This window comes from Dysgonomonas sp. BGC7 (assembly GCF_001261735.1).
Classification (GTDB): Bacteria; Bacteroidota; Bacteroidia; order Bacteroidales; family Dysgonomonadaceae; genus Dysgonomonas.
In genome coordinates this window covers 1-26940 of the sequence record NZ_CVRP01000014.1, presented here as the reverse complement: position 1 = coordinate 26940, position 26940 = coordinate 1, and the positions used below count along the sequence as shown (strand labels likewise).

Below are 26940 nucleotides of genomic sequence, written 5' to 3'. Positions count from 1 at the left end.
AGCTCAATTATAATTATGACTTTGTTAATCTATGTTTAATTAATGGATACAATCCTTTTAATAAAACATATTCGTTTTATTTTTGTGGAGGAAGGTATCATATATCTTTTCAAAACTATTCATAACAGATCACAATGAAGATAAAATATATATTTGCGACTTCTATCGCAATCTCGTTTTTTTGTCTGTCGATAAAGGCGTTGGATAATAAAAGAATTACCCCTTCTTTATATAAAGAGGCGGACAGAATTTCTATGACCAAATGGGTGGATTCTATCTATAATCAGATGAGTACCGATCAACGCATCGGACAGCTATTTATGCCCGTTGTTCTCAGTTCCGACAATCAGACCAATAGGGATAAGATCGTTTCTCTGGTAGAAAATCAACATGTAGGAGGACTTCTGTTTTCGAAGAGTACACCCGTAGAGCAGCTTAATCTGACAAATGTAGGACAGAGCGTGTCGAAAGTTCCGTTGATGATCTCTCTCGATGGCGAATGGGGATTGTCGATGAGACTCTCAAACACAACTCAGTTTCCCCGAAATATGATGCTAGGAGCTATTCAGAACGATTCGTTACTATACTATTATGGACTGGAAGTAGCTCGTCAGTGTCGCCTGATGGGTATTCATGTCAATTTTGCTCCTGTACTGGATGTCAATAGCAATCCTGATAATCCTGTGATAGGTAACCGTTCTTTTGGTGAAGACCCGGAGCGTGTAGCCCGACTGAGTATTATGTATTCCAAAGGACTGGAAGCCGGTGGCGTGATGGCTGTCGCAAAGCATTTTCCAGGACATGGAGATACATCTACAGACTCTCATAAGGTGTTGCCCGTTATCCAGAATGACAAAGACAGGTTGGAGGATGTTGAGCTAAGACCTTTTAAGGAATATATAAAAGAAGGACTTTCAGGTATGATGGTTGCTCACCTGAATATTCCTGCTTTGGATGCAGGCAATCAGCCAAGTTCCCTTTCGTCGGCTATAGCCACAGATTTGCTGCAAACTGAGTTGGGCTTCTCCGGCCTTATCTTTACCGATGGATTGCAGATGAAAGGTGTTTCGGGAGAAGAGAATTATTGTGTGAGAGCCTTATTGGCAGGTAATGATATTCTTCTGGGACCTGTCGATCCTGTCAAAGATTATGAATCGGTAAAAAAGGCTGTAGCAGATAGTGTTTTGAGCGATTCTTTACTGGAAGCGAAATGCAAAAAGGTTCTTATGTATAAATACATACTGCATATAAATGAAGCAAGCAGTCTGCCTACTGACAATTTGTTGCAGAATCTTAATAATGCGAACGCTGATTGGATCAATAGAGAGCTGAATAAGGCTTCGGTAACACTGTTGAAAGACGATGAAAATATAATTCCTCTCAAAAAGCTAAATAAACGGAAAATTGCTGCTGTAGCTATCGGAGAAAATGCTGATAATACATTTCACAATATGCTGAAAAACTATGCGGATGTATCTTGCTTTACAGCCTCAGACGCCAATGCACTGCTAAAGTTGAAAAAGGATATTGAACCTTACAATACAGTGATCGTTTCCGTTCATACTACACGGACAAATGCAGATGCCGCTATCAGGACGGTCACTCAAGGGAAAGAGACGATTCTTACGTTCTTTGTAGTCCCATATCGTATGGCCACTTATGCTGCATCTGTAAAAGCTGCCGACGGAGTGCTTTTGGCCTATGAAGGAACAGATCTGGCTCAGGATTATGCTGCTCAGGCCATATTCGGGGGGAATAAGACAGATGGTAAAATTCCGGTATCAGTGAAAGGCTTATTTAAAGAAGGTAAGGGATTGAAAACAAAAAAAGTAAGACTAAGTTACGAAGTGCCTGAGGCATTGAATATTCCGTCTTACAGATTCAATGCAATAGATACAATCGTGAATGAAAGTATAAATGCTCAAGCTTTTCCTGGATGTCAGGTTCTAGTTGCTAAGAGTGGAGTAATTATATACAACCGCTCGTTTGGTTCGTTTGAATATGATGGCAAGAGAAAAGTTACAAATAGCGATATTTACGATATTGCATCTATGACCAAAGCGTCGGCTACCGTTCCTGCTATTATGAAACTGTACGATGAGTCGGAAATAAAACTGAGCACTCCTTTGAGTACATACATTAAAGCACTCAAACATACGAATAAGGTCGGAATTACTGTGCGTGAAGCTCTGTTGCACGAAACAGGCCTGCCTTCATTTATTCCGTATTATATGGATGCAATCGATAAATCCAGTTACGAGGGACGCTTGTTTAACAGAACAAAAACACCTCTTTACTCTGCTCAATTTGACGAAAGTACATGGGCTCGTGTCGATTATAAATTTAAACCAAATCTTGTTTCTTCTATTCCCAAAGCAGGCTTTTTGCCCTTAGCCGAAAAGATGTATGTGAACAAAGCCTATCAGGATACGATTGTGAAAGCTATTGCGGATTCTAAGCTGCGTAAGAGGAAAACATATTTCTATAGTTGTCTTAACTTTATGTTGTTGAAAGAGGTTGTTGAAGATATTGCAACGGAAGATTTGAATACCTTTCTACAAAAGAGTTTTTTCATGAAATTGGGTGCAACAACGACTACCTATAATCCGTTGAGTAAATTTGATAAGAACCGTATTGTTCCTACAGAAAAAGATGATTTTTTGCGTAAACAACTTTTGCAAGGATATGTGCACGATGAAGGAGCGGCATTTATGGGCGGCGTATCGGGTAATGCAGGATTATTTTCTAATGCAAACGATCTGGCAAAGCTCTATCAAATGTGGTTGAACAAAGGAACATACGGAGGAGAGAGGTACCTTTCTGAAAAAACCTGCCAGCTTTTTACTACAACCAAGAGCTCGTCTTCGCGTCGGGGACTGGGCTTTGACAAACCCGAAATGCGCACTAATAAGTCAGGACCTACATCTATCAGTACACCGGCGAGTACATACGGTCATACAGGATTTACCGGAACTTGTTTCTGGGTAGACCCCGATAATGATTTAATTTATATATTTTTGTCGAACAGAGTGAATGAAAAACGTACTCATAAGCAATTGATGACATTGGGTATACGCCAACGCATTCAGGAAGAAATATATAAAGCTCTGAGAAAAAGTAAAAGTACAGAAGAACTAACAGATAATAAATCTAATACTGAAACAGAAGATGAACAAACTGACACTGAATGACAATGTGCGGACGTTTCTTGACGGAGAAAATAAGGAAGTCTGGAATCTAATCATCGAGAACAAAATTGAAGAATTATTGCTTGTGTTTCCTCGGGAAGAAGCTGAGGCGGCTATTCTTGATAAGATTATGATAGAACTATTTTCGACAGGAAAGAGTGAGGCTTTAGAAACATATAACCTATCTATAATAAAGCAAAATAACGGCTCTCTTATAAGGAACCTTATACGTCTTGTTTTTGCTTTAGATATTAATGGCAACTATGAGAGCCTTCGCCTTCAGGTTGTGGATAGGCTGTTCGAATCTATTCCTTCTGTGGTAGATATTATTCAGGAAGAAGGTCGTGGCTATCCTGCCCGAAAAGTTCACGAAGTGCTGATTAGTGAGGCTGTTGATCTGCGAAACAGTTTGCAGTCGTTAAGCTATTATTATACTCAGAAAGATGATGCAGATGCTTTGCATTTTGCTGTTGTAATGAGACTTAAAATATCGTTGACTATTATGGGTAACTATAAGAATGTAATAGGGCACGATATGATAGAAGCAGCTAAAGCTAAAGAAAAGATAGGAGAAAGGGAAGCTGCTCTAGGTTTCTATAATGCTGCTCGCGAAAATCTTAAGAACGAACTTCATTGGTTTATCGAGAGCCCCGAAATGGGACCTAACGAAGAGGATAGGGTGATGCTGCAGTCGCTGAAAGAGGCTTATCTTTCTATCGACCGACTGAATGCTACATCTACCTATGCAGAGGCTTGTGCAGTAATAGATGAAATCCTGAGCCGTGAATATGTGGAGTTCGATTTTGACGAAGAAGACGATGATGAAGAGTAACTCTGTATTTTATTGTTTTATCCTATTGTTCGTACCGCTATTTACAATAGCACAGGACAAGACCGTTTCGCTTGAGCGTTATCTGCAAAAACAAAATCTTATAAATGTTAGCGCTCAGGATAAGACAATAAAATATGATTTAAAATATGCGACTACCGATAATTTTACAAAAACAATCCTCTACGACAGCTTGTTTAATATATACCTGCATCCATTAGCAGCCCAAAAGCTTATTGATGCGCAAAAGTATTTGAAGACGCTCTATCCCGGATATAGTCTTCTTGTATACGATGCCGTTCGTCCGTTGAGTGTGCAAAAAAAAATGTATGAGGTTGTACAGAATACCAAATATGCTGCTTATGTAGCTAATCCTGTTCGTACAGGGCTTCACAATTATGGCATGGCTGTAGATCTCACCGTTTGCAATGAAAAAGGAAAACCGTTGGATATGGGTACTCCTTTCGATTTTTTTGGACGGGCAGCAGGAATAAACAAAGAGGCTGAGCTTGTAGCTCAGGGTTTGCTGACAAAGCAGCAAGTGAAAAATAGGGGTTTATTGCGAAAGGTGATGATTCATGCAGGTTTCCTTACTATCAGGGGTGAGTGGTGGCACTTCAATGCTGTTTCGCTAACCGAAGCCCGAAAGTTTTACAAAGTAATAAAATAGCTGTTATGAAAAGAAATTATTACATGTTGCTCATCGTTTTTATTATGAGTCTCTCTGTGCATAATGCTTCTGCTCAGTTTGTGGTTGCTCTGGACACAATAAGAGGAAGAATTGATTTTTGTACCCGCCCGGGAGATTTGACTACTATGCAGCTTGTATCCAACGATTCTGTTTTTTATATGTATCCTCCCGACAGGGAAATCGATCCTTGGCGCTATGTTGGTTATTATCTGCCATCGAGGGAGGTCAAGAGTGGTTATATAAGAGGTACAGACCTGATGCGCATAGACGATTATGAGATGATAGAAGTCAGTCGTTTGTCTTCTCAAGGAATAATTTCGTTCGAAGGAAATGATGTTCGTGTAAATATATCAGTGTCAGGCGTTACGTCGAAAGATACTTTTTTGCAGAAAGGGACTGATGGGTTATATCGTGTAAAAGGCCGGATTGTAAAAGGCATTGCCAGAGGCGACTCACCAAGACTTCGCTATCAAAGTATTTCGGTTTCTATTAAAGGACGTACGGTAGTTTTTCCTAAAGGCGTCTATGATTATTTGCTCGAGCCAGAGATAGACAATATGGCTGTTTATTATAACAGCGAAAAAGGAATTGTTTACCTGTTGGCAAATAATGGAGGGACTAAAGCTTATTACAATGTACTTTGGCAGGTGACAGCAAAAGGAGTTGGCTCTCCTTATATCTTTGATCCCAGCTTGAGAGTTTCCCAATTCATAAAAAGATAAATAATACAAAGTATTTATTGATGTATTTTGTGATTAGATGAGCAGGGACAAATACGGCCCCTACAGATACAAATACGACAGTAAACTTTTTTATAACTTAAGGCTAAAGGCTCTGTAAGGTTTCTTCCATAAGAAGTTAAATCTTTCCGGGGCTTTTAGCTTTATAATGTTTTTTTATAATTTCGAAGATCTAATCTATAAAAACAGTCTGAATGACAATCTTTCTATGTAAGATGCTCAATACTCTGAAAAGTAAAAATATATTCTTTCTTTTATTTCTTTTCTTATCCGTTTTCTCTGAATCTTTAGCAGATAATAGTTTCGATTATAGGCAACTTACCGATCGTTACAATCAGATGAGCCAGTCTATATCCAATATCGTAAAAGATAAAGATGGTTTTATCTGGATTGCATCCCGATCGGGTATTAGCAGATACGATGGACGTAATGTAAAGCATTATAGCTTGTCGGAGAGTGAGATTATGCAGGATAAAGATGGTAGAGAGGTTCAGATCCGTAAAGCTTATAACGGACAATTATGGGCTTTTACCGATAGTGGAAAGATATTTTATTACGATTCTTTTTCCGATTCTTTCGTCTTTGCCTTACAAACTCAGACTATATTTATCCACGATCTGTATCTTGACGAAGAGGGTTTTATCTGGATAGCGTCTCTAAAGGGATTATTGAAATATAATAGCAAAGATACTGCTGCGAACCCTATACTGACTAACGAAGATCTTTCTATAAACTGTATTGTGTCTTTCTCTTCTGCTTTGCTTGCAATAGGAACTACTAAGGGTGTATATTTTATAGATAAAAATTCCGGAAAGGTAGACGATAAAGCCATTTTTGACGGTCACAACATAATGAGTATTTACAAAGACGAAAAGAGACATTATTTATGGGCAGGGAGTTTTAGTTCCGGTCTGTTTGTCTGGGATCTTGTAAAAAAAGAGAATCTTGACTTGCCGTATATAAACAACATACCCTCGGTTCCTGTAAAAGCAATAAGGGAATGGATTGGTAATTCTCTTCTGATCGGGCTCGACGGTCGTGGAGTATATAAAGTAGATATGGATGCTAAAACCTCAGGGTCTTATTTGTCTAACGATGACAGAGAAGGGAGTATTCTTCGGGCAAACAATGTGTATGATATTTTAGTTGATGACAAGAATATTTGGGTAGGTACCTATACTGGTGGGGTAACAATCGTAAAAGAGCCTGAAATATTTGAATGGATAAGACATATCCCCTTTAATAATCAGTCTGTTAAAGGAACTCATATATATGCTATTCTCGAAGACAGAGATGGAGATGTTTGGTATGCAACCAATCTGGGAGTAAGCTTCCACGATACGAAGAAGAACCAATGGACTCATTTCCTTGAAGAAGAAAACAGTTTTCTTACCCTCTGCGAAGATAATAACGGTCGGATTTGGACAGGGGGCTACAGTACCGGCTTATATTGTATCGACAAACATAGAGGAGTTTTACGTTACATTCCATATTTTCAGAAAAAGACACAGTTAGAGTGTATATATGCCTCCGTAAAAGATAATGATGGAGACATGTGGTTTGGCTGTCTGTATTCTTCTCTTGCCAGGATGTCTTTGGTGGATGGCAAAGAAGTTTTTTCCTACTATGACATAGAGCAGGTTAAGTCCATAAAGGTAATTGATCGCAATAATCTTTTTGTGGCGACTTCTAACGGTTTTGTTATTTTGAACAAACATACGGGCGAGAAAAAACGCTACTTTAATAGTCCGGCCAAATATGATATAAAAAGTAATACTTTTGTCTACTCATCAGTAATGATTGGTGATGAAATCTGGTTTGGTACCGATGGGGGAGGGCTCAACTGTATGAATCTGAAGACTGATAAGGTTGATAATTTCTCTACTTACAATGGACTTCCATCCAACTATATATACGGAATACTGGAAGATAGGCAGGGGTTGTTATGGGTAAGTAACAGTAAAGGGATATTTTGTTTCGATCCTGCTCAGAAAAGGTTCTTGTATAATATAAGCAATCTTCCTATAAAGGAATTTCTTTTTATGTCTTTCACCGAATTTAAAGATGGTCGTATGGCATTTGGAGGAACAGATGGGGCGCTGATATTTAATCCGAAAGATATAAAAAGAGCAGAACTGAAAGCAAAACTACTGTTTACCGATTTTAGACTATTCTATCAGTCAATTACGCCAAAAGATGCACCCGAAATATTACCCAAGCCTATCAATGAGCTGAATGATATTACATTAGATTACGATCAGAGTTCTTTCTCCTTTGGCTTTATTGCTATAGATCTCTATAATCCGGATAATTATGTTTATAAATATATTTTAGAAGGATTCGACAAGGATTGGATACCGCGCGGAAGTGCATTGACTGCCGATTATACCAATATTTCTCCGGGAAAGTATACATTCAAAATTCAATGTATAAACAAAAATGACGGACAAATACTGGCCGAAAGGAAGATAAATGTTATTGTAAATGAGCCTTTCTGGAATACTATCTGGGCATGGATCATTTATTCTTTGGTATTTGTGTCATTAGTTTATTGGGCATGGAGTTTTTACAGAGAAAGAATGTTGAAACAGCAATCGAAGGAACGAATTAATTTCTTTATAAATGTTGCACACGACATTCGCACTCCATTGTCTTTAGTACTAGCTCCTTTGTCCAATCTGGAAGAAGAACATAAAATGTCAGATAAGGGAAAAGCATATCTGCAATTGGCAAAACAGAATGGGGAGAAACTCTTCTCTTTGGTTACTCAGTTGTTAGATTTTCAGAAAGAGGAAATAAATCCTTCCCGATTGAGCCTTTCCATCTGCGATTTGAAAAACTATGTGAACAATAAGCAAAAGCAATTTTCTCCTTTGGCTCAAGATAAGGGTATTGCCATTCATCTAGAACTTCCGGCTGATGGTATTTATATAGAGACTGACATAAAAAAGCTGGACAGAATAGTTGACAATCTACTTTCGAACGCTCTTAAATACTCGAAAGAGGATTCAGGTATTTATTTAAGGCTGAGAAATAATGATAAAAAGATCAGCCTCGAGGTCGAAGACTTTGGTATTGGTATTTCGAAGAAAGAACAGAAGAAAATATTTAAACATATATACAGAGCCGAAAATGCTGTCAACTCTAAAGAAATAGGATCGGGTATAGGGCTTATGTTTACGCATAAGTTGGTGAAACAAATAAAAGGAGAGTTAGCTTTTATAAGTGAGGAAAACAAGGGAACTACCTTTTGCTTGTCTTTCCCTATCAAGGATTTGGGCTTTGTCTCTCCTCATACCGGTATAGAAGAGGATACCTATGCGGATAAAGAATTCTATTCAGCGTCGAAACGTCACTTTACAGAATCTTACCGCATTCTCCTTGTAGAAGATAATGATGATATGCGTAACTACTTGACAAATATATTGTCTGATGAGTATAAGCTATACAGTGTTTCTTCGGCAGAGCGAGCGTTGGAGTTTCTCAAGAATAATATGACAGATTTGGTTGTCTCTGATATTATGATGGATGGTATGCATGGCGATGAGCTGTGTCGTATTCTGAAAAACAATATTGAGACATCTCACATTCATGTTATTTTGCTTACTGCCATTGCCGAGAAAGATAAGATGATTCACAGTCTCCAATATGGAGCTGATGACTATATAACAAAGCCATTTGATAGTCAGGTGTTGAAAATGAAAATTCACAACTTTCTTCAAACCCGAAAAAAATTGCAGCAATATTATCTTACAAAAAATAATCTGGCCGAATCAACAACCTTAGAAGATAGCGCTGTGGATATTGAGGTCGGCACAACAAATATCGATGAAGAATTCTTAAATAAGTGTATTCAAATAGTCGTAAAGAATATGGCAAACAGTAAATTTACGGTCAATGATCTCTGTGCAGAAATTGCGATGAGTCGTACACTTGTTTATGAAAAGCTAAAAGCCCTGACGAATCAGTCTCCTAACGAATTTATTCGGGTTATCAGACTAAAGCAGGCAAAAGAGTTGTTAATTTCTAAAAAATATACTATTCAAGAGGTTGCATTACAAACAGGTTTTTCCGATACTAAATACTTTAGTACAGTTTTTAAAAAATATTATGGAACCAATCCAAGCAAAATAGTGGATTGATTAATCTTTTTGTTATCATCTGTTTATTAGTCTGTTATCTGTCTGTTAAACTGTCTGATCTTGTTAAATGATAGTTTTCAAACCTCAATCTGTCAATTTTTAAACCCTCTTAAAGAACATTATATCTAATATTGTTGCCTGAATGGTTATTCATATAGCCTTTTGTTTTATTATTTTAACTCTCAAACTAATACCAATGAAAAGAATGAAAGTATCACTCTTGCTGTTTTCTCTTCTAGTATTGCCCTGTTCCTTTGCAATGGGTAATATAGATGTAAAAGCAACAGAAACTGTTCAACAAAACTCATGGAAGATATCGGGTACGGTGATTGATGTTGAAGGAGAACCTCTTATCGGGGCTTCCGTCCAAATTAAAGCAACATTGAAAGGTACCATTACCGATGCTGATGGGAAATTTACGATTGATGTTACTCCTAATACGGTTCTTGTTATAAAATACATTGGGTTCGTTACTCAGGAAGTAAGAGTATCGAATCAGAAGACATTAAATATTACGCTCGAAGAAGAAGTGAATCTGCTAAAAGAAGTTGCAGTTACGGCTTTGGGCATCAAGCGTGAGAAGAAGGCTTTGGGATACTCGGTGGGTGAAGTGAAAGGAGAAGAGCTGGAAAAGGCAAAGGAAACAAATGTTATCAATGCTTTGGCTGGAAAGGTTCCGGGGTTGGTTATCAGCCAGACAGCTGGCGGCCCATCGGGTAGTTCTCGTGTTATTATTCGTGGTAGTACCGAACTTACAGGAAATAATCAGCCTTTGTATGTTGTAGATGGCGTTCCGTTAGACAATACTAATTTTGGTTCTGCCGATACGCATGGAGGATATGATTTGGGAGACGGTATTTCAAGTATTAACCCCGACGATATAGAAAACATATCGGTGCTCAAAGGCCCTGCCGCTTCGGCTCTCTATGGTAGTCGGGCTTCCCATGGTGTAATTCTGATTACAACAAAAAAAGCAGGAGGTAAGAAAAGGCTTGGTATAGAGTTTAATTCAACTACTACTATCGAGCATCAACTTACTAAGTATAATAATCTTCAAACAACTTACGGACAGGGTACAGAAGGTCGTATAAACGGGATCGATGACAAGCATAGCTCTAGTCGCAACTGGGGGCCTAAAATCGATGAAGGGTTATATCTAACGTATTTCGATGGAGTAAAACGTCCTTATAAGTTTATCGAGAACAACATCGACGGCTTTTTCCGAACAGGTGTTACTACTACCAATACTGTAATCTTTAATGCCACACAAGATAAAACCGGTGTAAGGCTATCATATACAAATATGTTGAATTGGGATATAGTTCCTAATACAGATATGAGTCGAAATACGATTAATATACGTGCAAATACACAGATTGCAAATAAGCTGGATCTCGATCTGAAAGCTAATTATGTGCGTGAAGATGTGAATAACCGTCCGGCATTATCCGGCGACCGCACCAATGTGGGTAAAAACCTAATGACGCTTGCCACTACTTTCGATCAAAGATGGTTGAAAAATGCTTATAAAATGGATAATGGAGAGTATTACGATTGGAACAACCACGATGTATATAATCTCAATCCTTATTGGATTGTAAATGAGATGAATAATAACTCTGATAAAGATAAGTTTTCGGGAACAGGAGTGTTAAGCTATAAATTTAATGATAAGTTTCAGGCTCGTGTAACAGGTGGAGGAGAGATTAACCTCTTTACTTTTCAAGACTATGCTCCATATTCAACACCCGGAAGAGAGACCGGATATTTGAAGAATAATACTTTCAAGAACTATACATACAACACGGAAGCTCTACTTACCTATAAAGATAAATTCGGACTTTTTGATGTAGGGGCTAATGTAGGGGGAAATATCTTTTTTGTAAACAATCGTACCGAATCTGTTACAGCAAAAGATATGCGTATGCGTGAGGTTGTTGCACTTCAGAGTTTTCTTTCCAAAGAAGTAGTAGAAGATGTATATCGTAAACAGATCAACTCTTTATTTGCGATGGTGAATGTAGGATATAACAATTTCTTGTATCTCGATGCTACCCTTCGTGGAGACAAATCATCGACTCTGCCTTCCAGTAAGAATACATATATATATCCTTCTGTATCTACATCATTCCTCTTCACTGAGGTGTGGAAACTAAATAAAGATATATTCCCTTATGGCAAACTGAGAGCTTCGGTAGCTCAGGTAGGTAGTGATACAAGCCCTTACCGTTTGGCACTAAACTACTCTATGATAGATAAGGCATATGGAACTTATCCTTTGGGTACTATTTACAACTCGGAAGTTCCTAATCCTAATCTGAAGCCTACTCGGACAAATTCTGCTGAATTCGGGATTGAAATGAAATTCTTGAAAAACAGATTAGGCTTCGATTTCACTTACTATACACAAAATAGTAAAGATCAGATTATGCGTTTGAATACGTCTATCGCTTCGGGTTACGATGCCAAGATTGTAAATGCTGGTGATATAGAAAATAAAGGAGTCGAAATAGTTTTAAATACTCGTCCTGTCGAAACAAATGACCTTTCTTGGGATTTGAATTTCAATTTCTCAAAGAATGTAAATAAGGTAAAAAGCCTTGCTTCCGGGCTCGATCGCTTTACACTGGCTGAGGCAGCTTGGCTAAATGTAACTGTAGATGCAGTAGTCGGAGAGAACTACGGAGCTATTATGGGAAAAGATTACAAACGTAGTCCTAAGGGCGATATTATAATAAACGCCTCTACCGGACTACCCGAAATATCTGATCAGGTTTCTGTATTGGGCAATGCTACATGGGATTGGACAGGAGGTGTTAACACAAATCTGAGATATAAGAGTTTCTCATTGTCTGCCATAATTGATGTAAAATGGGGTGCAGATCTTTACTCAATGTCAGCTCGTTCATTCTACAGCACAGGAAAATCGAAAGAAACACTTGTCGGACGCGATGGTTGGTACAGATCGGAAGAGCAACGTCTCGAAGCCGGAGTATCTGAAGTAGACTGGGCACCAACAGGAGGATATGTTGCTAAAGGCGTTATAGAAACAGTAGATGGTGCAGGTAATAAGTCTTATGCTCAAAACACAAAATTGGTAGATCCCGAAGAATACTGGAAACATATTTCTACTTATGCGCCTAGTGCTTTTGTGTACGACAACAGCTATATAAAAGTCAGAGAAATAACTTTCTCATATCGTCTGCCTCGAAAAATAATTCAAAAATTTGCCGATGATGTTTCTGTTTCATTCGTGTCTCGTAATCCATTTATTATTTATAAAAAGATAGATAATATAGATCCTGATTCCAATTATAATAATAGTACGGGTATGGGATTGGAGTTTGGTTCTCTTCCATCTCGCAGAAGCTTTGGGGTTAATGTTAATGTAAAATTCTAATAAGGAAAGCTATGTTTAAAAATATAAATAAAATACTGTTGGCAGGCGTCTTGAGCCTATTGCTGCTCTCATCGTGTAACAACTTCGATGATCTGAATACCAACCCGACAAAGTCTCCTGTTATAGATCCGAACAATCAGTTGGCATATGCCCAACTTCTTACAGGAGGTGATTGGTTGACTATGGAGCCTTATAACTTTTATTTTTCCAGCTTTGTTCAACATGTGCAGGGTGAGTGGAATGTAACCAATTATGGAGGTCAATATCGCCGGAGTAACCCTATTATGTCTCAGACATGGACTCGTATATATGGTCTGTCTATGAAAAATCTTGTAGATGTAATTGATAAAACAAAAGACGACCCCTCTTATACCAATGTGAGATCAATAGCTCGCATCTTCAGAGTTTATTATTCTATGATTTTGACCGATATGTATGGAGATATTCCCTACTTCGAAGCAGGAAGAGGTGCTTCTCAAGATATCTCAAGTCCGGTATACAATAAGCAGGAAGTTATTTATGATGATTTTCTGAAGGAAATGAAAGAAGTAGAAGCTGCTCTGAGTGCAGCAGGTGGCACTGTAACGGGAGATATAATATACAGTGGAGATATTACCAAATGGAAACGTTTTGCCAATTCGTTACGCCTTCGTGCAGCTATGCGTTTAACAAAGGTAAATCCCGAAAAAGCACGTAAAGAAGTGATTGAAATCTTAGGATTGGCCTCGGGTTTGCTTACTATAAACGATGATGCTCTTACTACATATAATGATATTTTCGATTGGGAGACAACTGAAATTCGTCGCAATGCAATGTCGCAGATTTGGAGAGGGCGAGATCCATACCCTACACAATGTATTTGTTCTACTCTATGGAATTATTTGAAAGATACGAGCGATCCACGTCTTTTGAAGATTGGGCGTAGCTATGATGAAACGGCTTTAGCTTCAGGGAATCCGTTTAATAGAATAGACCTTACAGATGAGATTATTACAACAAAAGGGTTAAGCCAGTTTCAACCGCCAAATCCGGGCTATTTCTGGTACGATAAATGGCCGAGTGGTTATTGGAGTACTTCTACTCAGAAGTGGCAGGATAAATCTTGTCGTCCTCAATTGAATAATGCATTTCTAAAAGGCGATGCTCCGGGTGTTCTGATGACATATGCCGAAGTTCAGTTACTCCTTAGTGAAGCTAAAGTAAGATGGAGTGGCGATATCCCGAGTTCGACAACGGCAAAACAATATTATGAAAACGGAGTAACCGCAGCAATGAAACTTCTGGCAAAATATAAGATAAATGCAATCTCTGATGCAGAAATTTCTACATATCTGACAACGAATCCATATCCGGCAACAGTAAGCGGACAAATGAAGTCTATCAATGAGCAACTATGGATACTGCATCTGACCAATGGTCCTGAAGCATTTGCCAACTGGCGCCGTTCTGGCTATCCTGTGCTGAAATCTTCTCACGAATATGGAGCTATAACTATCGAATCTCAGACTATACCCCGCCGACTAAACTATCCATTGTCTGAAGCATCGTACAATAAAGAAGCATATAATGCAGCTTTGGAAGCTATGGGCGGAGTTGATAGTTGGAATGCCAGAGTGTGGTGGGACAAGCAGTAAAAAATGATAATCTAAAAAATGATACTATAATGAAAAAGTTAATATATATAATAATGATGATTATCGGTATGAGTTTTTTCTCTGCCTGCGATTCGGATGTAGATCTGCCTGTAATGACAGAAGAGGAATATCCTCGTATAATGGGACGATGGCCAGATAAGACTGGGAATGAATTAGGCGTTTTTGGTGCTCAGGTAGGTGTCGATTTCAGCATAGTCATGCAATTCACTCCTTCCAATCTGTGTGAAGGAATCTGGTATCTCGATGGGGTAGAATATTGCAGAGGTACAGTTTTCGAGTACCATTCTGGTCAGCCTGTTAAACATAACTTGAAGCTGGTTGTGACTACTCCGAAATATACAACTTCCAGAGAAGCAATATTGAATGTAACGAACTAATATCTATAAGTGTAAAAAAATATAAAGATGATTTTCAAAAACAAAAATATAACAGCAGTTTTAGTCGTGGCCTCATTCTTCTTTACAGGTCAGTATATGTCGGCACAATATATTTATCAGGATGCTAAACAACCTGTTGAAAAGCGTGTCGAAGACCTTCTTGGAAGAATGAGCTTGGAAGAGAAAGTTGCACAAATGAACCAGTATGTAGGCTTGGAGCATATGAAAAAAGCAGCTTTTGAGATTTCTCCCGAAGAAATGAAAAAGAGCCATGCGATGGGATTCTATGCAGATTATCCTCCTGCTAAAATAGAAGAGATGACAAAGCAAGGAATGGTAGGTTCGTTCTTGCATGTTGTATCTGCCGAAGAGGCTAATTATCTACAATCATTAGCCTTGCAGAGCAGATTGAAAATTCCGCTCATTATGGGAATTGATGCTGTACATGGCAATGGTATGGTACGAGGAACAACTATTTACCCAACTTGTATAGGACAGGCTGCTTCGTTCAATCCTGCTTTGGTTGAAAAAATGTCGCATGAGACAGCTTTGGAAATGAGAGCTACAGGAACTCACTGGACTTTTACTCCAAACGTGGAAGTAGCTCGCGATGCCCGTTGGGGTAGAGTAGGAGAGACGTTTGGTGAAGATCCATTTCTGGTTTCTAAGATGGGAGTGGCAACTATAAAAGGGTTTCAGAATGAAAGTAATGCAGGAGCTGATTTTGTCTTGGCATGTGCAAAGCATTTGATAGGAGGAAGTCAACCTCTGAACGGTGTCAACGGGGCTCCATTCGATGTGTCGGAACGTACAATGCGCGAAGTGTTTCTGCCTCCTTTTCAGGCTTGTGTAGATGCTGGAGCAGCAACGGTGATGACTGCCCACAATGAATTGAACGGAATACCTTGTCATGGTAATAAATACCTGATGGATGATATCTTACGAAAAGAATTAGGGTTTAAGGGTTTCATAGTTAGTGACTGGATGGATATAGAGCGTATGCAAGACTATCATAAAGTGAGTGAGACGTTGAAAGATGCGTTCTTCCTTTCAGTCGATGCCGGAATGGATTTGCATATGCATGGCCCTGATTTTTACTTCGATGTCATAAAGCTTGTTCAGGAAGGTAAACTAACAGAAGCTCGTATCAACGAGTCCGTAAGGAAAATTTTGGAGTCTAAATTCCGCTTGGGATTATTTGAAAATCCTTATGTGAATGTAGCCAATGTTAATAAAATACTATATAATAAGAATCACCAACAAACAGCATTGGATTTAGCTCGTCAGTCAATAGTTCTTCTCAAAAACGAGAATAACCTGTTACCGCTCGACAGTAAAAAATATAAGAAAGTTCTTGTTACAGGGCCTAATGCCAACAACCAGTCCATATTAGGCGATTGGGCTCTGGAACAGCCCGAGGCTAATGTAGTGACAATCTATCAGGGGTTGAAACAAGTACGTCCGGATGTGAAATTTAATCTCTGCGAATTTGGCTGGAATCTGCGTACTATGAAACAAGAACAAGTTGATAAGGCTATTGGTATGGCAAAAGATAACGATTTAGTAATAGTTGTTGTCGGAGAAAATTCTATGCGTTACCAGTGGAAAGATAAAACATGTGGAGAAAATAGCGACAGATATGATATTAATCTGGTTGGTCTTCAGCAAGAGCTTGTAGAGGGTTTGTACAATATGGGAGTACCTGTAGTTGTGGTTCTGGTAAACGGTCGCCCTTTGTCTACCGAGTGGATTGCTAATAATGTTCCAGCATTGCTAGAGGCATGGGAACCGGGCTCTTTGGGAGGACAGGCTACAGCCGAGATTCTTTTCGGTGACGTAAATCCTTCAGCAAAATTGCCAATCACAATTCCTCGTCATTCGGGACAAATTCAGACTTATTATAATTATAAATTCACCTCGAAATGGTTTAAATATGCAACAGGAAATTCTACTCCATTATTCGATTTCGGATATGGACTTAGTTACACTTCTTTCAAATATGGAGAAATGAAACTGTCGGCGAAGGAGATTGCTAAAGATGGCTCTGTTGTAGCTTCTATAGATATAACTAATATCGGTAAAAAGCAAGGAGATGAAGTTGTGCAACTCTATATAACCGATAACTATAGTTCGGCAACACGTCCTGTAAAAGAATTGAAAGATTTTGCCCGTATATCGCTGAACCCCGGAGAGACTAAGACTGTAGAGTTTAATATAACTCCTGACAAACTTTCGTATTATGATGCTAAAATGAATTATGGAGTAGAAGCTGGTGCTTTTACAGTTCATATAGGATCATCTTCTCGCACAGCAGACTTAAAGAAAGAAGAATTTATTGTACGCTAAAAATAGAATACACATGAAAAAGATATTAATATTTGCGCTATGTATATTTTCGATGACTATAACATCGGCATGTAGCGATGATGATGATAATACTCCGACTGGCAGTAACGAAATACCCAAACTTAATATTGACAATCTAAGAGAGTCGCCTCTCAAGATGGGTGCTGCTGTAAATATTACTCATTTGAAGAATGATGCTAAATATAAGGAGATACTCATTAAAGAATTTAGTAGTATAACGGCAGAAAATGCGATGAAAATGACTGTTGTCAGTAAAGGTAAAGGCTTATACTTTTTCGATGATGCTGATTATATAGTCGATTTTGCTAAGCAAAACAATATGAGGGTTCATGGTCATACTCTCATCTGGTATAGGGAAACTCCGGCATGGATACAGTCTTTTTCAGGCAACAAAGAAGCATGGAAAACTCTGATGAAAGAATATATACAGGATGTTGTTACACACTTTAAGGGTGAAGTTACCTCATGGGATGTTGTTAATGAAGTTTTACTCGACGATGGAACATATCGCCCTTGTGTATGGCTTACAAATATAGGAACAGAGTATATAGAATTAGCATTTAAATATGCTCACGAAGCAGATCCTGACGCAATTCTATTTTATAATGAGTACGGACAGGAATATAGTCATGCTAAGAATGTAGCTATTAATAAACTGGCAGATGAGCTGATTGCTAAAAATGTTCCTATACACGGAATTGGTCTGCAAATGCATACAGATATTAATAAACTGGAAGGTAGAATAGAATATGCTGTTCGGGCTGCTGCCGCGAGAAATTTGAAAGTACATGTCTCCGAGTTGGATGTTTCAGTAAATCCGGATAATATAGAGACACTTACTTTTACCGATGAGTTGGCTAAAAAACAGCAGGATATATACAGGTATGTAACTAAAGCTATGATGGATATACCTGTCGAATTACAATTCGGAATCACTATGTGGGGAGTAACTGATCAGTATTCGTGGCGCTACAGTTCGCCGGACTGGGTGTTGCCTTTTAGCAAAGACTATGAGCGTAAGCCGGCGTATGATGGTATTTTACAAGGCTTGTATAAATAAACGTGTAGATATGAAAAGAATTTTATTTACAATATTTACTCTATTACTGGCAGCTACTTCTTTTGCAAAAGAGATTCCGTTGGTGTCCAATATCTATGCTCGCGAAAATATTAGCCTGAATGGCAAATGGAATTATGTTGTAGATCCTCTCGAAAATGGATATTATGGATATAGACTCGAAGTGTTGAAAAATGGCTTTTTCAAAAACAGAAAAGCTCAGAACCCGCAAGAATTGGTAGAGTATAATCTTGACACTTCACCCATCATGGATATTCCATCCGACTGGAATACAAAAGACGATCAGCTTTTCTTTTATGAAGGTACCGTTTGGTTCAAGAAAGACTTTGAAGTGTCAAAAGAGGCCGGCAAAAAATATGTCTTATATTTTGGAGCTGCAAACTATGACACTAAGGTATATGTAAACGGCACAAAAGTAGGAGAGCACATAGGAGGTTATACTCCTTTCAATTTTGATGTGACTGACGAAATAACCAATGGTAATAATTTTGTAGTTGTAAAAGTCGATAACAAACGCCATAAGGATAATGTCCCTACTGTCAATATGGATTGGTGGAACTATGGAGGAATTACTCGCGAGGTAATGTTATCTGTGCTGCCTGAAACCTATCTTGAAGATTATTTTATCCAGTTGCCAAAAGGTGTGACAAATTTAATCACGGGATGGGTTAAGTTGAATAATCCTCTTGCCGGGCAAACAATCACCATAGATATACCCGAACTGAAAATAAAGCAAAAGCTGCTTACAGATACTGACGGAAAGGCGGTTTTCGAAATAAAGTCCAAGCCTGTTTTATGGACTCCCGAAAACCCTAAATTGTATGATGTAGCACTACATTCTGAGAATGAGAATATTTCAGATAAGATTGGTTTTCGAACTATAGAAACCAAAGAGAAGCAAATACTTCTTAATGGTCAGCATATTTTCTTACGGGGAATCAGTATTCACGAAGAAGCTCCTTTCTATCAAGGACGTGCATGGTCGAAAGAGCATGCTGTAACACTCTTGTCTTGGGCTAAAGAAATGGGTTGTAATTATGTGCGTCTGGCACATTATCCTCACAATGAAAATATGGTACGTGAAGCCGAACGTCTCGGGCTAATGGTGTGGTCTGAGATACCCGTCTACTGGACGATCTCTTTCGATAGAGAAGAAACATATCAGAATGCTCAAAACCAATTACGTGACATGATTTATCGTGACAAGAATCGTGCAGCAGTTATTATTTGGTCTATTGCCAATGAAACTCCACATGGCGATGCTCGCGATAAATTCCTGAGCAGGCTTTCATCTTTTGCCCGTCAGCAGGATAATACAAGGCTGATAAGTATGGCTATGGAAGTGACTGAGGCTCCTAACAACATAAATAAGCTTGATGACAATATGAATGAATTTGTAGATGTTGTCAGTTTCAATCAGTACTTAGGCTGGTATAGAGGTACTAACGAGTCGTGTAAGGATATGAAATGGGAAGTTCCGTATAACAAGCCGGTAATTATCAGTGAATTTGGAGGAGATGCTCTACAAGGCATGCACGGCCCTAAGACACAACGATGGACAGAAGAGTATCAGGAGGAACTTTATATACAAAATCTTGAAATGTTAGATAAAATAGAAGGGCTTTCCGGTCTTTCTCCTTGGATATTAGTAGACTTTCGTTCTCCAAGGCGCCAATTGCCCGGCATACAGGATTTTTATAATCGTAAAGGTGTTATATCTAATTGGGGTATAAAAAAGAAAGCATTTTTTGTAATGCAGGATTTTTATAATAAGAAAAAAGAAGAATACAAAACGAAGTAATTTAACAGTATAGGTTATGAAGAAGAGCTTTATTCTATTTTGTTTCCTTATTTCAGTTGTGGGGATAAGCCGTGCGCAAGAATCTCTTAAGTCTGATCGTTTTAATCCTGAAGGATACTCATTGATCTGGCAAGAAGAGTTTAACGATCTTTCTTCAGACAATGGAAAACCTGCAATGCCTAATACAACACGTTGGAGTTACGAAACAGGAGATCATGGATGGGGAAATAACGAAATTCAGCATTATGTGGCAGGGGTATCTGGCATAGATACTTGCACTATAGTTTCTGATGGAACTTTGAAAATTATTGCAAAAAAGAAAGGACGTGGGGTTATATCCGCCCGCCTGAATACTCTTCAAAGCTGGACTTACGGATATTTCGAAGCTCGTCTTAAACTACCTGTAGGAAAAGGAACATGGCCTGCTTTCTGGATGCTCCCCCGAGATTTTAAAACGTGGCCTGAAGATGGAGAAATAGATATTATGGAAGAAGTAGGAGTTCGTCCAAACTGGACATCTTCAGCTATTCATACTGCTGCGTATAACCATAAAAAAGGAACTCACAAAACCGGAGAACAATATGTTCCTACAGCCGAATCTGAATTTCATATATATGGACTGGAATGGACACCTGATTATATTAAAGGCTATGTTGATGGTAAAGCACATTTCATTTATCACAATAATAAAGCCGGAGATAAAACAATGTGGCCGTTCGATAAGCCATTCTATCTTAAGCTGAATTTGGCTTGGGGAGGAGATTGGGGTGGAATGAAAGGTGTAGATGAAACAGCTCTGCCTGCTACATATGAGGTTGATTATGTAAGAGTTTATCAAAAAAGATCTGTTCCGATGATTACACTCAACAATGGAGTGCAAATGCCTGCACTCGGTTTTGGAACACACGCTCTTAATGGATCTGAAGCCCGTAATAGTGTTGCAAATGCAATTTCATTAGGATACCGAATGATTGATACCGCCAATATATACGCTAATGAAGAAGAAGTTGGTGAGGGAATCAAAAAAAGTGGAATTGAACGTAAAGATCTTTTCATTACCACAAAGCTATGGGTAGATGATATGGGATATGAAGCGGCTAAAAAAGGCTTTGAAGCATCTTTACGAAAACTTGGAACAGATTACATAGACCTGTATCTGATTCATCGACCAAGACCACATAAAGATATAAAAGGATCGTGGAAAGCGATGGAAGAGTTTTACAATGAGGGTAAGATAAAAGCGATTGGGGTTAGTAATTTCGATACCGATCAACTTAAAGAATTATTGTCTTATGCAAAAGTAAAACCAGCGGTGAATCAAATAGAGACTCATGTCCTTTTTCAGCAGTTTGCAGCCCAAAGAGATTTAAATAATATGGGAATACAGATGGAAGCATGGTCTCCGTTGGTCGGTGGTCGTGGCGATATTTTCAATAATCCTATTCTTACAGCCATTGGTAAAAAGTATAATAAAAGTAATGCTCAGATAGCTATAAGATGGATTATTCAGCGAGGTATAATTACTGTTCCCCGTACATCAAATTTAGCTTACATGTCTGAAAACTTAGATGTGTTTGACTTTGAGCTTGATGCTGCTGATATGAAGCAGATTTCAGATCTTGACCTGAATAAGACACAATTTCCGGAATGGGAATGAAGTAGCTAAAGAATAAAACAAATGCCTTCTTTTAGCAAGTAATGAAAATAACATAAATATGAAAAGCATGAAAAAAATACATTTAATACTAACCGGATTATTACTGTTTGGATTAATCGCTTGTAGCGATGATGACGATAATAGCGACAGTCACAAAGTAGGAAGCGCTGTACAGTTTGATGCTTCTATATCAGAAATGTCGAAACTGAAAACAGCAGATGGATTATGGACTTCGGGTGATGAAATAGGAGTCTATATGATGAGAAGCGGTACTACTCTTGTTGTAAATAATGCCCGTAATTCTCAATATACAGCGGATGCGTCCGGTAGATTATCTCCTGTAGCAGATCCTATATATTATCCTGCTGATGAAAGCAAAAATGTTGACTTTGTAGCATATTATCCTTACAAAGAAGTAAGTAATTTTCTATACGATGTTAATCTTAAAGACCAGAGTCAACAATCCAAAATAGATCTTTTGTACAGCAACAATGCCTTAGATATAAATAACGGAGTTACATCTGTCGATCTCAATTTTTCGCATAAGCTGACTAAACTCATATTTAATATTTCTGTCGGACAGGGTTTACCTGCATCCAGCCTAAACAATATGAAAGTCAATATAAACGGGTTGAATACTGCTGCCGATTTTAATTTGGCTACAGGGCGGATGAGTAATATTCGGACAAAAGAAATTATAACAGCATCGACAGCACCAGATGGAACAGTTTCTCAGGCTATTGTGTTGCCCGAATCAGATGTGTTATATAATCTTGAATTTGTTTTGTCTAATAATACCTCTTTCGAGTGGAAGACAACTGTTCCTGTCTCTTTTACCGAAGGGAAAATATATTCGTTCGATGTTACAGTGGGCACCAGCCAGATCGAGATTTCGGAAGGAAGTATTTCTGATTGGCTTGGTACAGGCGATGATCCTACTCTCGGAAACGGTAAGCCTGTCGTTGTAGCAAAGTATAGTGTGGGCGATGTTTATCCTAAAGAAGGAACACCTACAGGTATAGTTTACGAAATTAGTAACGGAGGAAAAAATGGCAAGGTTGTTTCTCTACAGGAAAAGCAGGCCAGATGGGGAGATAATACAAAAGATGAATCGGCTGATGGTGTATTGCTCATCAGAGATGCAGACAATGGAAAAGATGCGACTAAGAATTTGATAGCGAAGCGTAAAAACGCAGCAAATTTTGCAAATGATTATACTGTTTTCTATTGGCTATATAATAGCCTTAATGGTGCTGATGAGAATGGAGCATGGTATGTTCCGTCTAAAAACGAATTGAAAGAGCTCTATGCAGCAATTAGCGGATTGACTTATGCTGAGATTGAGAATAGCTGGACGGATGGTGCTGCTATGCCGGGATTCGATTCAACCGCTAGCCAGAATTCCCGTACGGCATTCAATACCAAGGTCACAAATGCAGGAGGAACAGCTTTCAATTTCTATGGACAATATTGGGCAGTAACAGAAATAAGCAGTAATGTAGTCTGGTCGGTACATTTTCAGACGAGCGTATTGCAAAACTCAAAATCGAAAGGAGATGCCTACGGAAGACTTCGTCCTATCCTGGCATTCTAATTACTTCATGAAAATAAAATACAAATATATGAAATCAATACGATTATTATTAATAGGATTACTCTTCTTAGGTTTTGCTTCTTGCGGTAACGAGGATGATTTTTCAGCCGGAGAAGAAAAGAGCCTCGAATCGAAAGGTGAAATTAACTTTTCAATGAGCTTTGATAATCAAACAAAAGTATCTACTGGTACTGATTTTAAAAGTAAATTTGAAGATGGAGACGAAATAGGAGTGTTTATCATTAAAAGTGGTGAATCCTTGAAGTCGTCCGGTAATTATGAAGACAATCGGAAATTGACTTATAATGCCGGAGAATGGACATTAGATGGTGATAAGATATATTCACCAGTCGATGGTTCTACTCTTACTTTTTATGCTTATTATCCATATGTGTCAGGTGCTGATCCTGTAAATATGATATTTACCGTAGACAATAACCAAAAAGATGAAAGCATATATAATGATAGTGATTTGATTTTAGCTAAAGCCGAAAATCAAATGAAAACTACTGTTAATCTACAATTTTCTCATGCCTTGTCTCTTGTACAGGTGGAAATTGTTAAAGGTGCAAATATGGTGGCTTTTGACAACTCTTTAACAGTAATACTACGCAACTGTTCTTCTTCTGCAAATGTTAATTTGGTAAATTCTTCTGCAACATCTGTTGTCTCTGCAACGCAGGATATTGCAATGCTTCGTGTCGAAAAAGAAACATCTGCTTCTACTTATACATATCGGGCATTAGTACCGGCTCAGACAATAGGTGTGGGAAAGGAAATATTTTCTTTTATACAAGAAACTACTGGCAAAGAAATAAACTTTAATTACAGTACTGAAACTGCAACTACCCTTACGGGAGGTAAAGTGTCGAAGTGGAAAATTACTCTTACAGGAGATCCTTTACCCGAACATAATTATAGTGTCGGAGATGTCTATCCTTTCACAGGAACTCCTCAGGGTATTGTTTTTGAAGTCTATAATGGAGGAAAAAACGGTAAGGTGGTTTCCTTAACCGAAAAGCAAAACAGATGGGGAACTTCACCTAAGGACGAATCTACTGATGGTGTAGCTTTGATAAGGGATATTGATGATGGAAAAAGTGCAACACATAGCCTTATTAATGTGCGAAAATCTGCTTCTAATTTCTCTACAGATTACGCAGTCTTTCATTGGTTGTATAGCGAAATGAACGAAAGTGATGTGAATGGACAGTGGTATATACCTTCTAAGAATGAATTGAGATCTCTGTATGCAGCTATCAGCGGTATTGCATATGCCGATATAGAAACTTCGTGGATAGATGGAGGGGCAATGCCTAATCTTAATTCTACTGCGGCTATTGCTGCTCGTACTGAATTTAATACAAAGCTAACAAATGCAGGTGGCGTTATATTGAACCTGACAGGACAGTATTGGGCTTCTACAGAGATAGATAACCAAAAAGTATGGTCTGTACATTTTCAGACAGGGATTTTACAGAATTCAAAATTCAAATACGATACATGGGGTAGGGCTCGGGCGATAATGCAATTTTAAGGGGTTCCGGGTTATCTGCAACAAGAGGCAAAACCGATATTAGTTGGTTCTGCCTCTTTGTATTTTAGAGCTTAGCTATTTATGAGTACTTAGTTACCGATGCTAAAATTATATTTTCAGAAATACATTCTTCTTATATAAGAAATATAGAAACAGCCAACACACTGCAACATAACCACAACTTAGTATCAGATTGCCTATATTTTCACTAAACAAAGATGCCAGACCATTGAAGAAATAAGACGATATGCCTTTAAAGGAAATTATTTGCTGCCCCAGATAGATGACAAGCGAGTTCATGCCTATTATTTTGAAAAAGGAAAATCCTTTTTTTATATTCTTAATATCAATAATCCAGTAAAATAATGTCAGCATAAGTAAGCTGATTCCTGCTGAAACAAGAGTGAATGAACTAGACCACAAAGCTTTGTTTATAGGCTCCCAAATGCTCAGAACTACTCCGGCAATTATGAAGCTTGTTCCAAGCAACGAGAATATACAAACCTTTTTGTTCGGATTATATTTGTCGTTTTGTAATATATCACCTGCTAACATTCCCAATAGCGCAGTGGATATAGCAGGAATGGTAGACATTATTCCCTCCGGATCAAAAATCCCGGAGCGTAATAGTCTGCCGGGAAGAAGCATCCTGTCTACCCAGCCTACAATAGAGGCTTCGGGCGTATATATATTAAGACCCACTTCGGCGTCGGGAGCATACACATTTCCTATAACAAGGCTGTAAATGGCAAGTATAATAAAAGGAAGAGCTACTATCAGTTTCCTGTTAGACACGTGCATATAAATCAGCGAAGCAAACATCCATGCTATTCCTATTCGCGCCAATACGCTTGCATATCGCATATGTTCGAAGTCGAATTTGAGAAGGCCGTTATATACACATCCGAGTAGTATCATCCAGAATACCCTTGTGAATATGTGTTTGTATATTTGACTATCTGATTGTTTCTTTTCTCTTCTTTTTATTAGCGATAGTGGAAAAGAGCATCCTGCAATGAAAAGAAACGTAGGAAACACCAAGTCCATTATTCTCAATCCATCCCATTTGGCATGGTGCATTTGTTCAGACAACCACCCTAGTGCTGCCCCTCCGAATAGTTGTTCCAAACAGGCTATAATTGCAGGAATACCCATTATAAAGGCCATGTCAAAACCTCGTAGGGCATCTAAAGAGTCGAGTCTCTTAGAAGAGATCTTTACTTCGGTTTGCATTTTACGATTTTTATTAGGTTACATTATACAACAAATATAATTCTTCTTTTTTCTTTCTTATAGCGTTACCCCTGATTTGAATATAGCAATTTCTTTAAATCCTGTCTCCTCGTGTTTCAGATGTTTACCGTTGCATACGTCGACCGTAAAGTTGATGAATTCGTCCAGAATCGTCTGCATACTTTTTCCTTCGAGCAGAGATCCGGCATTGAAATCGATCCAGTTTTGCTTGAAATTGTATAGTTTACTGTTTGTGGATATCTTCATTGTAGGTACAAATGCTCCGAATGGAGTTCCCCTACCTGTGGTAAAAAGTACAATCTGACATCCCGACATGGCCAGCGCCGAAGCCGCCACAAGGTCGTTTCCGGGAGCATTCAGCAGATTCAGCCCATGTTTGGTAACCGGCTGTCCGTAATCTAACACATCCACTACCTCCGAGTTTCCTCCTTTCTGAGTACAACCCAAAGATTTGTCTTCAAGAGTTGTTATTCCCCCTGCTTTATTTCCCGGAGAAGGATTTTCATAAATCGGCTGGTCAAACTTTCGGAAGTAATGCTTGAAATTGTTGATCAGTAATACCGTATTGTCAAATACTTCTTTTGTTTCAGCCCTGTTCATTAGTATTGTTTCAGCACCGAACATTTCAGG

15 protein-coding genes and 1 pseudogene are annotated in these 26940 nt (G+C 38.4%); 14 read left to right on the top strand and 2 right to left on the bottom strand.

The genetic code is table 11. The features are described 5' to 3' along the window. Window positions 1–134: 134 nt before the first annotated feature. From BGC7_RS13310 to BGC7_RS13245, 14 genes are all read left to right on the top strand, one after another. On the top strand, window positions 135–3191 hold the full coding sequence (locus BGC7_RS13310) for a glycoside hydrolase family 3 N-terminal domain-containing protein (protein WP_050702095.1): 3057 nt from the start codon (window positions 135–137) through the stop codon (window positions 3189–3191). Further along, window positions 3169–4020, top strand: coding sequence for a hypothetical protein (locus BGC7_RS13305; protein WP_050702094.1), 852 nt, complete (start codon window positions 3169–3171; stop codon window positions 4018–4020). Before BGC7_RS13310 ends, BGC7_RS13305 begins: the two co-directional genes overlap by 23 nt. Then, window positions 4010–4687: a M15 family metallopeptidase gene (locus BGC7_RS13300; RefSeq protein ID WP_050702174.1), complete on the top strand. Its 678-nt coding sequence runs from the start codon at window positions 4010–4012 to the stop codon at window positions 4685–4687. Before BGC7_RS13305 ends, BGC7_RS13300 begins: the two co-directional genes overlap by 11 nt. Before the next feature lie 5 nt (window positions 4688–4692). Further along, a complete protein-coding gene (locus BGC7_RS13295; RefSeq protein ID WP_050702093.1) occupies window positions 4693–5430 on the top strand; it encodes a hypothetical protein in 738 nt (245 codons plus the stop codon). Between the two features lie 212 nt (window positions 5431–5642). After that, window positions 5643–9590, top strand: a complete 3948-nt coding sequence (locus BGC7_RS13290) for a hybrid sensor histidine kinase/response regulator transcription factor (protein ID WP_082206746.1) — start codon at window positions 5643–5645, stop codon at window positions 9588–9590. A gap of 205 nt (window positions 9591–9795) precedes the next feature. Continuing rightward, window positions 9796–12990, top strand: coding sequence for a SusC/RagA family TonB-linked outer membrane protein (locus tag BGC7_RS13285; RefSeq protein ID WP_369799098.1), 3195 nt, complete (start codon window positions 9796–9798; stop codon window positions 12988–12990). An 11-nt stretch (window positions 12991–13001) separates the two neighbouring features. Next, entirely contained in the window at window positions 13002–14624 is a 1623-nt protein-coding gene (locus BGC7_RS13280; RefSeq protein WP_050702090.1) for a SusD/RagB family nutrient-binding outer membrane lipoprotein, read from the top strand. Between the two features lie 29 nt (window positions 14625–14653). Beyond that, a complete protein-coding gene (locus tag BGC7_RS13275) occupies window positions 14654–15022 on the top strand; it encodes a hypothetical protein (protein ID WP_242034332.1) in 369 nt (122 codons plus the stop codon). Window positions 15023–15118: 96 nt separating this feature from the next. Further along, complete coding sequence (locus tag BGC7_RS13270; RefSeq protein WP_050702173.1) at window positions 15119–17368, top strand: glycoside hydrolase family 3 N-terminal domain-containing protein; 2250 nt, start codon at window positions 15119–15121, stop codon at window positions 17366–17368. Between the two features lie 13 nt (window positions 17369–17381). Beyond that, a complete protein-coding gene (locus BGC7_RS13265) occupies window positions 17382–18449 on the top strand; it encodes an endo-1,4-beta-xylanase (protein ID WP_082206742.1) in 1068 nt (355 codons plus the stop codon). A 10-nt stretch (window positions 18450–18459) separates the two neighbouring features. Then, the gene (locus BGC7_RS13260) at window positions 18460–20268 is read left to right on the top strand and encodes a glycoside hydrolase family 2 protein (protein ID WP_050702172.1); all 1809 of its coding nucleotides are present in this window, start codon (window positions 18460–18462) and stop codon (window positions 20266–20268) included. Between the two features lie 16 nt (window positions 20269–20284). After that, window positions 20285–21925, top strand: a complete 1641-nt coding sequence (locus BGC7_RS18210) for an aldo/keto reductase (RefSeq protein ID WP_082206740.1) — start codon at window positions 20285–20287, stop codon at window positions 21923–21925. A gap of 67 nt (window positions 21926–21992) precedes the next feature. Continuing rightward, complete coding sequence (locus BGC7_RS13250) at window positions 21993–23519, top strand: fimbrillin family protein (protein WP_157258730.1); 1527 nt, start codon at window positions 21993–21995, stop codon at window positions 23517–23519. 28 nt (window positions 23520–23547) lie between these two features. Continuing rightward, window positions 23548–25056, top strand: a complete 1509-nt coding sequence (locus tag BGC7_RS13245; RefSeq protein WP_157258729.1) for a fimbrillin family protein — start codon at window positions 23548–23550, stop codon at window positions 25054–25056. A 108-nt stretch (window positions 25057–25164) separates the two neighbouring features. On the opposite strand, the gene BGC7_RS13240 is transcribed toward BGC7_RS13245, so the two are convergent. Together BGC7_RS13240 and BGC7_RS13235 are read right to left on the bottom strand one after the other, a co-directional pair. After that, a complete protein-coding gene (locus BGC7_RS13240; RefSeq protein WP_050702085.1) occupies window positions 25165–26289 on the bottom strand; it encodes an acyltransferase family protein in 1125 nt (374 codons plus the stop codon). 57 nt (window positions 26290–26346) lie between these two features. Beyond that, a pseudogene (locus BGC7_RS13235) lies at window positions 26347–26940 on the bottom strand (UxaA family hydrolase); the annotation flags it as partial.

Excerpts from the sequence above, each read along its gene's own strand:
- BGC7_RS13295 (WP_050702093.1), top strand. The coding sequence starts at position 4,693 with ATGAAAAGAAATTATTACATGTTGCTCATCGTTTTTATTATGAGTCTC.
- BGC7_RS13265 (WP_082206742.1), top strand. The coding sequence starts at position 17,382 with ATGAAAAAGATATTAATATTTGCGCTATGTATATTTTCGATGACTATA.
- BGC7_RS13240 (WP_050702085.1), bottom strand. The coding sequence starts at position 26,289 with ATGCAAACCGAAGTAAAGATCTCTTCTAAGAGACTCGACTCTTTAGAT.
- BGC7_RS13305 (WP_050702094.1), top strand. The coding sequence starts at position 3,169 with ATGAACAAACTGACACTGAATGACAATGTGCGGACGTTTCTTGACGGA.
- BGC7_RS13270 (WP_050702173.1), top strand. The coding sequence starts at position 15,119 with ATGTCGGCACAATATATTTATCAGGATGCTAAACAACCTGTTGAAAAG.
- BGC7_RS13285 (WP_369799098.1), top strand. The coding sequence starts at position 9,796 with ATGAAAGTATCACTCTTGCTGTTTTCTCTTCTAGTATTGCCCTGTTCC.
- BGC7_RS13260 (WP_050702172.1), top strand. The coding sequence starts at position 18,460 with ATGAAAAGAATTTTATTTACAATATTTACTCTATTACTGGCAGCTACT.
- BGC7_RS13280 (WP_050702090.1), top strand. The coding sequence starts at position 13,002 with ATGTTTAAAAATATAAATAAAATACTGTTGGCAGGCGTCTTGAGCCTA.
- BGC7_RS13275 (WP_242034332.1), top strand. The coding sequence starts at position 14,654 with ATGAAAAAGTTAATATATATAATAATGATGATTATCGGTATGAGTTTT.
- BGC7_RS13300 (WP_050702174.1), top strand. The coding sequence starts at position 4,010 with ATGAAGAGTAACTCTGTATTTTATTGTTTTATCCTATTGTTCGTACCG.
- BGC7_RS18210 (WP_082206740.1), top strand. The coding sequence starts at position 20,285 with ATGAAGAAGAGCTTTATTCTATTTTGTTTCCTTATTTCAGTTGTGGGG.
- BGC7_RS13310 (WP_050702095.1), top strand. The coding sequence starts at position 135 with ATGAAGATAAAATATATATTTGCGACTTCTATCGCAATCTCGTTTTTT.
- BGC7_RS13250 (WP_157258730.1), top strand. The coding sequence starts at position 21,993 with ATGAAAAAAATACATTTAATACTAACCGGATTATTACTGTTTGGATTA.
- BGC7_RS13290 (WP_082206746.1), top strand. The coding sequence starts at position 5,643 with ATGACAATCTTTCTATGTAAGATGCTCAATACTCTGAAAAGTAAAAAT.
- BGC7_RS13245 (WP_157258729.1), top strand. The coding sequence starts at position 23,548 with ATGAAATCAATACGATTATTATTAATAGGATTACTCTTCTTAGGTTTT.